The organism is Cruoricaptor ignavus (assembly GCF_014961145.1).
Taxonomy (GTDB): Bacteria; Bacteroidota; Bacteroidia; order Flavobacteriales; family Weeksellaceae; genus Cruoricaptor; species Cruoricaptor ignavus.
Window position 1 is genome coordinate 1114401 of the sequence record NZ_CP063145.1, and the last position, 12586, is coordinate 1126986.

At 48.2% G+C, this 12586-nt stretch carries 14 protein-coding genes and 1 tRNA gene; 3 read left to right on the forward strand and 12 right to left on the reverse strand.

The window, feature by feature from the left end:
* Nucleotides 1–95: 95 nt before the first annotated feature.
* The 11 genes from IMZ16_RS05410 to IMZ16_RS05460 all read right to left on the reverse strand — a co-directional run bounded on the left by IMZ16_RS05410 (nucleotide 96) and on the right by IMZ16_RS05460 (nucleotide 7457).
* Entirely contained in the window at nucleotides 96–1607 is a 1512-nt protein-coding gene (locus tag IMZ16_RS05410; RefSeq protein WP_193439193.1) for a hypothetical protein, read from the reverse strand.
* A gap of 17 nt (nucleotides 1608–1624) precedes the next feature.
* Complete coding sequence (locus IMZ16_RS05415; protein WP_159430214.1) at nucleotides 1625–1798, reverse strand: hypothetical protein; 174 nt, start codon at nucleotides 1796–1798, stop codon at nucleotides 1625–1627.
* Nucleotides 1785–2069 (reverse strand): helix-turn-helix domain-containing protein, encoded by a 285-nt coding sequence (locus tag IMZ16_RS05420; RefSeq protein ID WP_073177639.1) that lies wholly within the window; start codon nucleotides 2067–2069, stop codon nucleotides 1785–1787. The genes IMZ16_RS05415 and IMZ16_RS05420 overlap by 14 nt, the downstream gene beginning before the upstream one ends.
* A gap of 238 nt (nucleotides 2070–2307) precedes the next feature.
* On the reverse strand, nucleotides 2308–2616 hold the full coding sequence (locus IMZ16_RS05425; protein ID WP_193439194.1) for a helix-turn-helix domain-containing protein: 309 nt from the start codon (nucleotides 2614–2616) through the stop codon (nucleotides 2308–2310).
* Between the two features lie 67 nt (nucleotides 2617–2683).
* Nucleotides 2684–3478: a hypothetical protein gene (locus IMZ16_RS05430; RefSeq protein WP_193439195.1), complete on the reverse strand. Its 795-nt coding sequence runs from the start codon at nucleotides 3476–3478 to the stop codon at nucleotides 2684–2686.
* A gap of 69 nt (nucleotides 3479–3547) precedes the next feature.
* Nucleotides 3548–3799 carry a hypothetical protein gene (locus IMZ16_RS05435; RefSeq protein ID WP_193439196.1) on the reverse strand — a complete coding sequence of 84 codons (252 nt, stop codon included), beginning with the start codon at nucleotides 3797–3799 and terminating at the stop codon, nucleotides 3548–3550.
* 27 nt (nucleotides 3800–3826) lie between these two features.
* Nucleotides 3827–4141 carry a helix-turn-helix domain-containing protein gene (locus tag IMZ16_RS05440; protein WP_073177644.1) on the reverse strand — a complete coding sequence of 105 codons (315 nt, stop codon included), beginning with the start codon at nucleotides 4139–4141 and terminating at the stop codon, nucleotides 3827–3829.
* Nucleotides 4123–4461, reverse strand: a complete 339-nt coding sequence (locus IMZ16_RS05445) for a type II toxin-antitoxin system RelE/ParE family toxin (RefSeq protein WP_193439197.1) — start codon at nucleotides 4459–4461, stop codon at nucleotides 4123–4125. The genes IMZ16_RS05440 and IMZ16_RS05445 overlap by 19 nt, the downstream gene beginning before the upstream one ends.
* 37 nt (nucleotides 4462–4498) lie before the next feature.
* Nucleotides 4499–5854 carry a tyrosine-type recombinase/integrase gene (locus IMZ16_RS05450; protein ID WP_193439198.1) on the reverse strand — a complete coding sequence of 452 codons (1356 nt, stop codon included), beginning with the start codon at nucleotides 5852–5854 and terminating at the stop codon, nucleotides 4499–4501.
* 201 nt (nucleotides 5855–6055) lie between these two features.
* Nucleotides 6056–6127, reverse strand: a tRNA-Glu gene (locus IMZ16_RS05455).
* Between the two features lie 34 nt (nucleotides 6128–6161).
* Nucleotides 6162–7457: an N-acetylmuramoyl-L-alanine amidase family protein gene (locus IMZ16_RS05460; RefSeq protein ID WP_193439199.1), complete on the reverse strand. Its 1296-nt coding sequence runs from the start codon at nucleotides 7455–7457 to the stop codon at nucleotides 6162–6164.
* A 110-nt stretch (nucleotides 7458–7567) separates the two neighbouring features.
* Here IMZ16_RS05460 and IMZ16_RS05465 point away from each other — a divergent pair, with 110 nt between their 5' ends.
* The 3 genes from IMZ16_RS05465 to IMZ16_RS05475 are packed head-to-tail and all read left to right on the forward strand — an operon-like array spanning nucleotide 7568 to nucleotide 10966.
* Complete coding sequence (locus tag IMZ16_RS05465) at nucleotides 7568–10090, forward strand: putative LPS assembly protein LptD (protein WP_227411482.1); 2523 nt, start codon at nucleotides 7568–7570, stop codon at nucleotides 10088–10090.
* 46 nt (nucleotides 10091–10136) lie between these two features.
* The gene (locus IMZ16_RS05470; protein ID WP_193439200.1) at nucleotides 10137–10517 is read left to right on the forward strand and encodes a RidA family protein; all 381 of its coding nucleotides are present in this window, start codon (nucleotides 10137–10139) and stop codon (nucleotides 10515–10517) included.
* Complete coding sequence (locus IMZ16_RS05475; protein WP_073177664.1) at nucleotides 10517–10966, forward strand: hypothetical protein; 450 nt, start codon at nucleotides 10517–10519, stop codon at nucleotides 10964–10966. The genes IMZ16_RS05470 and IMZ16_RS05475 overlap by 1 nt, the downstream gene beginning before the upstream one ends.
* Nucleotides 10967–11011: 45 nt before the next feature.
* On the opposite strand, the gene IMZ16_RS05480 is transcribed toward IMZ16_RS05475, so the two are convergent.
* Nucleotides 11012–12532 carry a trypsin-like peptidase domain-containing protein gene (locus tag IMZ16_RS05480; RefSeq protein ID WP_193440805.1) on the reverse strand — a complete coding sequence of 507 codons (1521 nt, stop codon included), beginning with the start codon at nucleotides 12530–12532 and terminating at the stop codon, nucleotides 11012–11014.
* Between the last annotated feature and the right edge of the window lie 54 nt (nucleotides 12533–12586).

Here is a 12586-nt window from a genome sequence, read left to right on the forward strand (position 1 = left end):
AGTCTATCCCCCTATCCCCCTTTATCAAAAGGGGGGGCGATTGTGCGCTCCGCTATCGCTACACTTACAACCGACACTGTTTTTTTTTCTTTGCATCAATACACAAACGCAAACTGCAGTTGTCCCTTAGGGTAATACCTTTCCTCAAACTTCTTGCGGTCACGGTGGTAGTTGGTATAGGTGTTGCGTATGTTGTGAGCTATGTTGTAGTTCAGCTCCTCAATAGTGCTTGCGTTGCTGTCCCTTAGAAACATCCTCTCAAGTTCCGCATACGCGTCGGGATGATGAGCACGGTAAAAGTTAAGTCCCGTAGTGTTCAGAAACCTGCTGTCTTTCTTCTGCATACCGATTGGTAATTTCGTTACTATACAAAACCTGTCGTCTTGTGTGGAATTTCGTAGGTTCTCATCTTTGTAAAAAAGTTCCCCAAATGGTGCATCAATAGATTGAAAGGGTAGGGTAAACCTCATCTCATCCCTTTGTTCATCGTGGTTTTCGCTGTTTAATATGCCGTTTTGGTGTCGGACTATTTCGTCGTGTTTTTTGCAAGTAGTTGTCGGACTATTTCGTCGTGTTTTTTTGTTTCCTTCTTTTAAGATTGTCGGACTATTTCGTCGTGTTTTTTCTTTCTCGTGGGTTACACTATCCCAATTGAAATCTGTCGGATTTGCCCTGTTTACTTCGTTCGCTATGGCATTTGTTATCTGCTCTTGGAAGTCATATAACTTTGGCATTCCTTCGTAAATCTTTCTTTCCCTGCTGTAAAATTCCCCTCTCAAGTTCCTGAAGTAGCCTTTTGAAGTCTGCCATTGATAATAATGTTTCAGCTGGATGTTTGTCAATTTCCTTTTGTCTATGCTCTTATGGTCGTAGAAAAATGTTTCCCCCACCTGTTTCATCAGGATGTTCCGCAGCCTTTGTTCTCCATCCGCTGTGAATAGGTTTTCCAAATTGTGCCAGCCAAATGCCTTGTGCTGTTTTGTGTCCAAAATCTTTACCTCATACCTCATCGTGTCCGCCTCGCAGTAGCCGAGCTCCGCATAAGTCTTTCCGCTGGCATCGTCTTTCTGCTCCGCCTTTATGTAGAATTTTATCAGCCTGCCGCCCTTAAAGTTCTTGCCCTCCCTGCCTGCCACCGTGTAGTGTGGCTTGCCCTTATCCGGAATATGGAAGTAGTAGGTTTTGCCGTTCTTTATCGCCGTGTTCAGTATTTCGTGGCCGCATCGCATCATACTGAAGTTTACGCCTAATTCCAAGTGGATTATCCGGAACAGGTGATAGTCCGCCCGCTCAATTCCGAACATACTTAGCGTCTTTACCATTATGGCTCTCGCCTCGTTCATCGTGCAGCGGTCGGCATTATGCAGCCCTCCGTTCTTCAGCTTGTGAGCGGAAAATTCTATCTGCACATATCGCCGTGCAGCCTGTCCGTTGTTGTAGAATTGTGTCCCGAATTTTAGCCGTATGTTGCTGCAGGGGGACTTATATACCGCCTCCCGTTTTCCGCCATTGTTGGTATAGCTCTTCCCGTAGGTTGTCGGTATATATCTCCGCACCTTTTCCACAATTTCCTGCAAGTCGCACCTTATCTTCAAGAAATCCAGCATCCTTATTCTCTCGTTTTTTATTCAGCCGCAGCGTATTCCTCTTGTATTTCTTCCGTTAAGTTCCCCTCTTCATCCACCAAGCCGTAATCCTCGCACGCGGAAAACACATCGGCAAATTCCAAGTCGCATCTTCCTGCCGCCTCCTCAATGGCATCGCAGATATTGATTTTCTCCCTGTCAAGATTTTTCACGCCCAGTATGTTTTTCCGTTTCCTGCATTATCCCGTTCAGCTCTCCTCGCAGATACATTACCTTTCTACCTGTGCCGTATCTCTTCAGCACTCCTGCCTTCCGTAGTTTGTATAGGCTCGTGCGACACATCCCAGTGTATGCTGCCGCCTGCTGCTGTGTCATATACTCCGTGTGCTCTCCAGCCGCCTGTCCGCCCTTCAGCTCTCGCAGTTCGGTTAGTATCTGCTCCAGCATACTCTGCACTTGGCTTGCGCCTTTTTCCTGTATCATACCTTCGTTTTTGTCAAAGGTAAATCGTGGTGCTGCCGTGAACGGTTTTGCTTAATTGTGTTCAGTGGTAAACGCTGCTGCATCAGGCATTTAGCCCGTTGGGATGCATACATTGGAAATAGCACTCGGCTATTGTGCCGTGTGGGAATTTATCTGTAATTTCGCAGCGCAGTCATAAAAGATTGTAGGTTTGAACGCCTTAAGGGGACATCTTCCAGTCCCCTTTCTTCGTTCCCGTTCAGCAGGCTTGCAGCTGCATCGCCTTTTCCACCTCGTCCCACTTGTAGTAAACTCGCGCGCCAATCTTGTAGGCTTGGATGATGCCCCTCTTCCTCCATTCGTGCACGGTGGGCTTGGTAATGCTGAGCCTCTTGCAAAGTTCCTCCGCAGAAATGTATTCGGCAGGTTGTTTCGGTATGAATTGCTGTTTCAGCTCCTCCATCAGCTGGCTCTTCACGGTGTCGGCAATCTGCTGGATGTTCTCCTCCGGCACGGATAATTTAATTGTATTCATAATCGTAGCGATTTTATTTGTTTTAATTTTCACGCTACAAAGATTAAGTGGGTAATTGCTGGGTAATACTCTTTTTTACCCGAAATAAAAAAAACACTGACTATTTGCCAGTGTCCTTATTCTTCAATTTCAGCTTGTCCCATAATCGTTCCGCCTCTTGCACGGTTTTTTCGCTGTTGTATGGACTATTGTGTTCGGCATTGGTATAGCTGCGTAAGGCGTTAATGTAAGTGCGCAGGGTCTTGGCTTCCTCTCCTGTTATTGCGCTAATAACTTGCGCCAAATGGGTTACATTACCCTCATCAATCAGGCTTGCCGCAATCGCATCTATCACGCCCAGCTTGTCCAGCAGAATTAATTTTATTTTGGGTTTCTGGTTGTTCTCTCTGGAATAATCATCAATAGGCTCTGCACTCTCAATTTCAGCTGCCGGTTTTTCTGCCTTTGTCTTTATTCGGTTAATCTCCTCGCTGATGAAGTTTGGAATATCAAAAAATTTACTTTTATTTAGATACCACCTGAAATCTTCTAATTGTGCCAAATGGAAATCTCGCATTGCCAAAGTTTCTTCAGCGGAATTATATAATTTATCAATAAATCCGGGAAATGGCTGCTGCCACCTCCTTTCTTCCCATTTGTATATCTCGTAAAGTTTAGTGTAATAGTCCTGATACAGCCACAATGTTTGAAGTATGGTTAAGTCTTGGGGTTTTTCCTCCTCATACCTTTCTTTAAATAATTCCAAAGAATGATATACTGGCAATTTTATTGGAAATCCTAATTCTGAAAAGTCGCTGTAGATGTTCAGCAAATCAAATGTTCTTTTTAAATTTACCGTAGTAGGATTAAAATCCCCCAAAAATCCCCGATGAGAATATCTGTTACTATTACTCATAAGTCTGAACGCCTTTAAAATTAAAAATGGCGCATCACCGTGCGCCCTGATGAGAAGGATAGATTTTACTTATAAGTTTGAATGCGTCTTCAAGATATTCAATGCATCCTGAAGATTTTCCGTATGCTCTTTTAGTGCATCCTCAATATAGAAATATTCCGTTTCGTAATGATGGAATGCCCCCGTGCTGTCGTTGTTGGCATTATACTCGTTTACTTTGGTTAATATGCTGATGATGGTTTCAATCTTCTGCAATGCATCAGCTGCATTATCCCTCGCTGTGAAGAATTCCAAGCGGTTGTCCTTTAGTGCTGTGTTCATATCTGAAATGTATTTTGTGTTAAACCTTTACAATATCTGCATCCGCAGCCCCAGCGCGTTGATAATCTGCACGAAGTTGCTCATCTGCAAGTCCGTCTTGCCCTGCTCAATACGCGCGATGTACGCCCTCTCTTTGCCTACCCTGTCCGCCAGCTGCTGCTGGGTAAGTTTCTGCTCCTTCCGTGTTTCCCGTATCAGCTCCCCGTAGTAATAGGATAGCGCATCAGCGTGGAATTTCTCCCGTTCCGGTGTCCCTTCCTTTCCGTGCCTGCTCTCCAGCCATTCGCCGGCATCGTGGCACTCCGCCTTCGCCTTCTCCCAGTCTATCTTCGGTCTGTCCATTGCTCCAAAATTTTTAATGCCCTTTTTATCTGTTTGTCGTAGTCCTTCGTCGCCTTCTTCATAAATGCGTTCAGCAGCAGTATGTTCCGTGCCTGTGTGATGTTGTCGTGGTCAATCGCGAAACACAATATCCTGTATTCGTTCCCCACCTGTATCCGCAGCTCGTGCAGCGGTGTGCCCGTTAGTTTCTTCGCAGTCTTGGCATTGACGACCGGTTGGCTCTGCAAGATGCTCAGCACATAGTCAAACTTTATCAGCACGCCCTCATCCGCCTCCTCCAGAAACGCCCTTACCTCATCGCTGTATAGAATTGTCCTCATACAAATCTTATGCAAATGTAATAAATTCGTAACAATATCAGTTCGCCTTCCGAATATCCTCCGCAGCCTTTGCCTCTTCACGCTGCCTCTTCCAAACTTCGTGGAATTTGCGAGCAAGGGGGTCATCCTTCTTCCCGATGTAATTCAACAGCTGCTGCTCTGTGGAATGCCCCGTAACCGACTTTATAACGGAAGTAGGGAATTCCCCATAATACATCGTGGCGAAAGTTCTCCGCAGCGAGTGTGCGTTGAAAACTTCGTAGAGGGGGTAGTGCCCGTAGATATATCTCTTGTTCTCCTCGTCATATTTCTTGCCGTATTCCAGCCGGTCAAGTCCCGCCCGTTTGCAAAGTCTTTTGATTAGTTTCAGGAAGATGGTCGTATTGCTGTCGGGGTTGTCCAAAAACTTCTCAGGGAAGTTACCGCCGTGTTTTTCCAATATCTCCAGCACATCGGGGTGCAGCGGTATCTCCACCTTCGCCCCTGTCTTTTGCTGTGTATGCACAAGGTATCTTTCTCCCCCGATTGTTATAATCTGGTTTGGAGATAGACTGAACAAATCCGATACCCTTTGTCCCGTGTGGATGCCGATAATCATCCAGTCCCTGCATAATTTTAATCTTGGGTCAATCGTGACGAAGTCCTTTAGCTGCTGCAGTTCGTCAATGCCTCTCTTCTTGTCAATGATGAGGATGGGGCACGGTGTTTCAGGCTTGCTGCCCTTCACTTCGGTAAATACCAGCTCGTTTACCTGAATTCCCATACGCCTCGCATCCTTCAGGATTGCCTTCGGTATCGTAATCTCTCTCCCGATGGACACCGCCGAATGTTTCAAATCATTTTTCAAATAATCTTGGAAACGGTCGCTGATATGTTTATCGTAGTCGGAAACCTTCAGGTTTAGATTTTCCTTCGTCTGAAAATTTTTTAAATGCTCAATGATTTTCCTGTATTTATCCTGCGTCCTCGTGCTCAATACCTTGCCGGAATTTTCAGCGCTCTTGTGCGGCAAAATCTTTTCTATAAAGTGATTCAGGAAATTGTTCAGATTATCCAGCAGCTCCGTGCGCCTGCCCCCGTTATAGTAAGCCTCAATCACTTCATCCAGCCACTGCCCGTTGATTATCTCCGTGTCCTTCCTGTTTCGGTATTGGTCGGCAATGTAGGTTGAAAGTCCGTTCAGTGTTTTCTTCAGCTCCACCAGCCGCTCCTTCTCATCGGTCGTCGCACTTACTCTGTTAGGATTTTTCACGGTGCTGTCCTTCCCGTTCCAGAAAATAGGGTTTACGGTTTCCCTCGTTTTCTTTTCCAGCCTTTGATTGTCTGCCGTAACACGCAGGTAGATTGTCGCGGAATTACCCTTTCCCTTCCTGATGCGAAATGATGCTGTCATAATTGATTTGTTTGAACGATACAAAGGTAAAAATCTTTCCCCGAATTTTCCCCCGTTTTCCCCGAAATAATTTAAACGCATCTTATCCATCCTTACCTTAGGAAAACATCCAAACATCCGCAATTGCCTATGAATAAAGGGTTTAGTGCTAAAAAATAGGCAATAAAAAAATCCGCCTGATTTAAGCGGATTAAGGAATTGTAGCCTATAGGGGAATCGAACCCCTGTTGCAAGAATGAAAATCTTGAGTCCTAACCACTAGACGAATAGGCCATCCGAAGCGTGCAAAATTAGATATTATTATTTATTACTTCGTTACTTTCTGGATCGCGGTATAGTTTATCCCCATTGCAGCAAGCTCCTGCTGGAGTTTTATGGCTTCCTCCAGTGTACGCACTTGGCCGTAGGTATAGTAGAATGTGCCCCTCACCTTATTGCGCTGAACATTTTTCAAGTTCCTCATTACCAGTGAGCTGTCTGCAAGCTTCTCCTTACTTGCTGCGAGCTCGATCGTGTAGTAGCCGTTGGTAAGCGCCTGATTAGGCATAAAGGAGGTGATGGAAGCATTCCTGAAACCGGCATCTTTGGCAATTTTAAAATTAGCATCTCGGGTGCTGGCGAAATTAGTAGAGGCAAAGTAATAGAAATAATTCCCGTTTTCCTTGATAGTGAGGATGTCACTTAATCCTTTCAGGGCGGGATCGCCGATGTTATATTTTACGGGCGAGCTCATCAGCAGTATTCGGAAGCTGCTTTTCAGGGGCTGCTCCTTCGGCTTTTCCGGCTCTGCAGGCGCAGATGCCAAACGGCCGCCGCGGCGGTCAATAGCCGCTCGGTAGCTTTCCACGGCATCGTAAATGCTCTGGGAAATAGCCTTCTGCCCGGCAGCTGAGGAGATGTATTGCGCTTCGCCAAAGTTGCTTACGAAGCCAATTTCAATCAAAACCGAGGGCATGGCATTCAGGCGGAGCACATGGAGGTTCTGCTGCTTTACGCCGCGGGAGAACCTGCCGTCTTTCTTAGAAAAATTATCCTCCACGAAACCGCCCATCAACAGGCTTTTCTGGAGATACTTCTCCTGCTGGATCCTCAGCGCGATGAGCGACTCCGGCGAGGAGGCGTCGTAAGAGCCAAAGGTTTCCTTATCCTTCTCGTCCAGCCAGATTACGGCGTTTTCCGCCTTGGCTACTTCCAGGTTCATCTTATTCTGGTTGGGACCCTGCACGAAGGTCTCCGTACCGTGCGCCGAGGTGTTGCCCGCGGAATTCACATGGATGGAGACGAAGAGATCCGCCTTGCTCCGGTTGGCAAGATTCGTACGCTCGGTAAGGGAAGGATACTCATCCACCTTGCGGGTGTAGATTACTTTGTATTCCTTGTTTTTTTCCAGCATACGCCCCACGGCGAGGGTGATATCCAGGGTAATATCCTTCTCCCGCAGCGTTCCTAATTCTCCGTAATATTTGGTAGCGCCGGCATCCTGCCCGCCGTGGCCGGCATCCAGAACTATGGTGAACTTCTTCTGCGCCAAGGCAGGCACGCAGGCAAGAAAAAGTACGAGAAGCAGGGAGATTTTGTAGAAATTTTTTAGCAGAATCTTCATCACATATAAAATTGTTATAATTTTGACGCCGGCAATACGCGCCAGCTAAATTTCCGCAAGGCATCAAAAATAAAATACATATCCCGATTATCCTAATTTTTAACATTTTTTTGGCAAATGCACAAAGCCGGGACGATGTTAAAAACCAGCAAGCCGTTGGCTCAGCCACTGGGCAGGACAGCCTGAAGAAGAAAGAGCCGCTGGATGCGGTGGTGCATTCCAGGGCGGAAAACATCCGAAACGACATACCGCGCAGGATGTCTTTCCTTACCACTAAGGCTGCTGTGACCTACCGCGATATGCAGGTAGAGGCAGATTACATCTCTATCGACTGGAATACGGGGAACATCTTCGCCCGCGGAAAAACCGATGCCGAAGGCAGGCTGCAGGAACCGGTGGTGACAATGCAAGGCGGGAAAAAGTACGAGACCGACCAGTTCAGCTTCAATTTTAAAACAATGCAGGCCATTGCCTACAATGCGCGAACGGAGGAAAGCGAGGGGGTGATAGTGGCGCAGAAAACGAAGAAAGTAAATGATTCCATATACTTTATGCGCCGCGGAATGTACACCACCGATGAATATTTCATTAAAAAGAAGGACTCCGTGGCGGACTACCACCTGCTCGCGCCGGACATAAAACTGATACGCGGGAAGAATGCGTCACAGGTGATCACCGGCCCCGTGCAGATGTACATAGAGCAGGTGCCTACGCCGCTGATAATGCCATTTGCGATTCTCCCGATTACCGACAAACGCTCCGCGGGCATCCTCATCCCAAGCTTCGGGGAGCGGCAGGATATGGGCTTCTTCCTGAACGGGCTGGGCTACTACCAGCCGCTGGGCGATCATTTTGATGTAAAGCTACTTGCCGACCTGTATACCAAGGGCAGCTGGAACCTCCGCCCGGAGGTGAATTACAAAAAAAATTACCGCTACTCCGGCAACTTCTCCGCAGAGGCGGGCACCACCGTCCGCGGCATCCGCGGCCTGGCGGATTACAGCAAGAGCGGCACCTACCGCATCGGCTGGCGGCACCAGCAGGACCCCAAGGCCAACCCTTACCTGAATTTTTCGGCATCCGTGGATATCGTAAGCCAGAAATTTTACAACAACACCGTAAACAACAATTATTTCTTCAACCAGAATGCGCTGAACACGCAGCAGAACTCCTCGGTGAGCATTACTAAAAGGTTCCTTACCCTACCGCTGTACATCACGGGGAGCGCATCCTACAGCCAGAATTTTGCGACGAATTTTGTAAATCTCAGGCTGCCGCAGCTTACGGTAGCGGTGAATCAGTTTTATCTTTTTAAACCCAAAAACGGCGGCGCGAGGGAGGGCCTGCTGGAAAACCTTACCGTAAACACAGGGCTGAATTTCTCCAACTATGTGAATGCCCAGTCTCAGGAGATGTTTACCAAAGGAATGTGGGACAAGATGCAGACCGGGGCGCAGAATAATCTCGCGCTTTCCACCAATACCACCCTGGCAAGGTACTTCACCCTGAGCCTCAGCGCAAATGCTAATAATGTACTGAGTACCAAGACTTTAAGCCGAGCGTACGATCCGGTAAAGAACGAAATAGTAAATAATTACCGGAATAAGATTGCCGGATTCTCTACCTTTTCCACATCGGCAAGTTTGCAGACCACGCTCTACGGCCTGCTGAATTTCAAAAAAAGCAGTGCGGTACAGGCGATTCGCCATATAATGACGCCGAGCATCGGCTTTACCTACTCGCCGGATTTCGGCTCGCCATCCTGGGGCTATTATCGGCACTACTACGACGCGAGCGGCGCGATGACACCCTATTCCATCTTCGAGGGCGGCGTGTATGGAGCGCCTGCCAGCGGCCTGGTGCAGAGTTTAGGCTTCAATATCGGCAATAACATCGAGATGAAGGTACGCTCGAAATCCGACTCCGCCGGGGTGAAAAAGGTGAAGATTTTTGAAAGCCTGAATATTTCCGGCGGCTACAATTTCGCTGCAAAGGATTATAAATGGTCGATGATTAATGTAAGCGGGCAGACCTCGCTTTTCGACAGCAGACTAAGCGTGAACACCAGCCTGGTGGTAGATCCTTACAAAACCAACTATGATGAATACGGCATAGGTACCCGCACTACCAGGTTCGGCGGTTTCGGAATTCAGGGCTTCAATGTGCAGATGTCCGTGCCGCTGAGCGATGCCATTTTCGGCGAAAGGGAAAAACCGGAAAGCAGGTACCAGACCAGGGGCGCCATCCGCAATGAAAATTATTTCTTTGACGAGGAAAATTATGCGCGCTTCAGCCAGCCTTGGACGCTGAACATCAATGCCAACTACGCCTACTACCGCAGCTCTACGCGCTTCGGAAACGAGGTAGCCTCCGTAGGGCTGGACGGCAGCGTGAAGCTCACCCCGTATTGGAATATAAACTACAGCACGAACTACGACCTCGCAAGCGGGAAAATAGGCTATACCAGGCTTGGCTTCAACAGGGACCAGCGCAGCTTCCTTATTACTTTCAACTGGGTGCCTTTTGGCGCATACAAGGTTTATGACTTCTTTATCGGCATTAAAGCAAACATCCTCCGCGACGCAGTGAAGTACAAGCAGAGAAGTTTTAATGATGCAAACGCGCCGTTCTGATGAAGAATATTTTCAAGGGTAAATATATCGGATTATCTTTGCCACTATGAAAAAGATTATCAACTCAGAAATGGCGCCTGCAGCGATAGGGCCGTACTCCCACGCCGTGCTGGCGGGAGGCTTTCTCTACATCTCCGGGCAGGTGCCCGTAAACCCAGAAAACGGAAGCGTGCCCGAAGGCGTGGCAGAGCAGGCAGCGCAGGTAATGGAGAACCTGAAAGCCATCCTTACCGAAGCGGGGCTGAATTTTGAAAATGCGGTAAAGGCTACGATATTCCTTACCAATCTGGATGATTTCCAGGTGGTGAATGAAGTGTATGCCTCCTACCTGGCCGAGGGTTCCTACCCTGCGAGGGAATGCGTGCAGGTCTCCCGGCTGCCGCGCGGGGTGGATGTGGAAATTTCAATGATCGCATACAAGGGCTGATGAATTTCCTTCGCAATACCCTGGGCGTGCTGCTGGGGCTCGCAGTTTCGGCGCTCATCATCGGGCTTGCCATCCGCATCAATCCTGAATGGGTGACCTATGACAAATTTCTGCCCTTCCAGCACTGGGCAAAGTTCTTGGAATCTGTAAGCCAGGAGAAGGGCTTCTTCTGGTTTCTAATCCCAACAATCGGCGTGGCATCCATTCTGGGCGGCGTGGCGACTGCCCTTGTTGTAAAATATGCTAAGGTGGCGTACGCAATGCTTACCGGCTTGCTGCTGCTGAGCCTTGCCGTTTTGGATATCCTGATTTTCCCGTATCACCCGTGGTTTTACAAAATTGCCGTCATCTTCATCTACTTTCCGTGCGCCTGGCTGGGCGGGAAGATTGTGGAATACATCCTTGACAGGGCGGAGAAAAGGCGGCTTTCGAGGAAGCTTAATCTATAAAAAAAGGCTGCAGTTGGTTGCAGCCTCTTTTCTTTTTGTTAACATCTACTCCGGCATTCGGAAGCCTTGGGTGTAAATTCTTCCGTAGCCATCCACAAATTTTACGGAAACATTGCCCCGATGATTTTTCAGGATGTTTTCCACATCTTTCTGTGAGTTTACGCCTTTTCCGTTGATTTCGGTAATGATGTAGTTATCACCAATGCCAATCTTCGAAAGCTCTCCTCCCTGAATCACATTCTTCGCAATCACCCCGCTGTACAGGCCGTATCTCGTTTTGAAGCTATCGCTGAGCGGCTCAAATTCCGCTCCGATTTTTTCACTAACAGTCAGGTCTGCCCGGCTTCTGGCAGAAGTGCCGCCTTTCTGATCGTGCAGGGTAACAGGCACGGTAGTTTCCCGACCATTGCGCAGGTAGCTCACATTTACTTTATCCCCTGGCCTTCTGCTACCCACCAGTACGGAAAGGTCGCTGAAACTGCTCACCGGCACATTATCGATTTTTGTAATAATGTCACCCTTGCGCAGCCCTGCGGACTCTGCACCGCTATTGTCCTGAACGCTGATGACATACATACCGTTACCCGGCTTCAGGCTGGTGCGGTACTGTTGGTTGTACCTTGCCACCGACTGATCATCGGAGAGGTCCAGCGACTGCACACCGAGGAACCCACGCTGAACAAGGCCGTATTTTTTAAGATCCTCCACCACTTTCCTGGCAAGATTGGATGGCACCGCAAAGCCGTAACCCGCGTAATAGCCGCTCGGCGAAGCGATGGCGGAATTAATGCCTATCAGGTTTCCATTGGTATCCACCAAAGCGCCGCCGGAATTCCCTTGGTTAATTGCAGCATCCGTCTGGATGAAGCTCTCGATAGGGTTAGTGGCCGTGCCGCTTTGCGAAAGAATCCCGATGCCGCGGCCTTTTGCTGAAACAATGCCCGCCGTGACCGTAGAGTTCAGACCGAGCGGATTTCCCACCGCCAACACCCACTGCCCCACTTCCACCGCATCAGAATTGGCGAAATTCAGGTACGGCAAACCTTTCTCCTCAATTTTAAGGAGGGAAATATCCGTGTTTGGATCGGTGCCCACAAGCGTTGCAGAATACACCTTTTTGTTGCTCAGCACCACATCGATTTTATTGGCACCGGCCACCACATGGTTGTTGGAAATAATGTAGCCATCCGGCGAAATTATCACGCCAGAACCCATACTGGTAGGCATATTTTCCGGCATTCGCTGCTGGCGCTGCTGCTGCCTTCCGAAAGGATCTCCGAAAAAGCGTTCAAAAATATCCTGCTCTGTAATTCTTCCGGCGGAGCGGTTGCTGTAATTTCTGATGGTAACCACCGCAGGCACCGTAGTTTTGGAGGCTTTCACGAAATCATCACCGATTGCTGCGGAATTCAGGCCGGCAAAGGAAACATTTTCCGCCGTCTGGAAATAGCCCGTGTCGCTGGATGCGCCACCATTCCCAAAATAATGGATGGCTCCGAAAGTAGTAGCGCCAGACATTACGCCAACCAACGCATACGGCACAAGTTTTTTCAATCTATCCTTCATCATTTTCAATTTTCTATTTGTGAATTTTCGCAATTCATTACAAATTTAATGCTA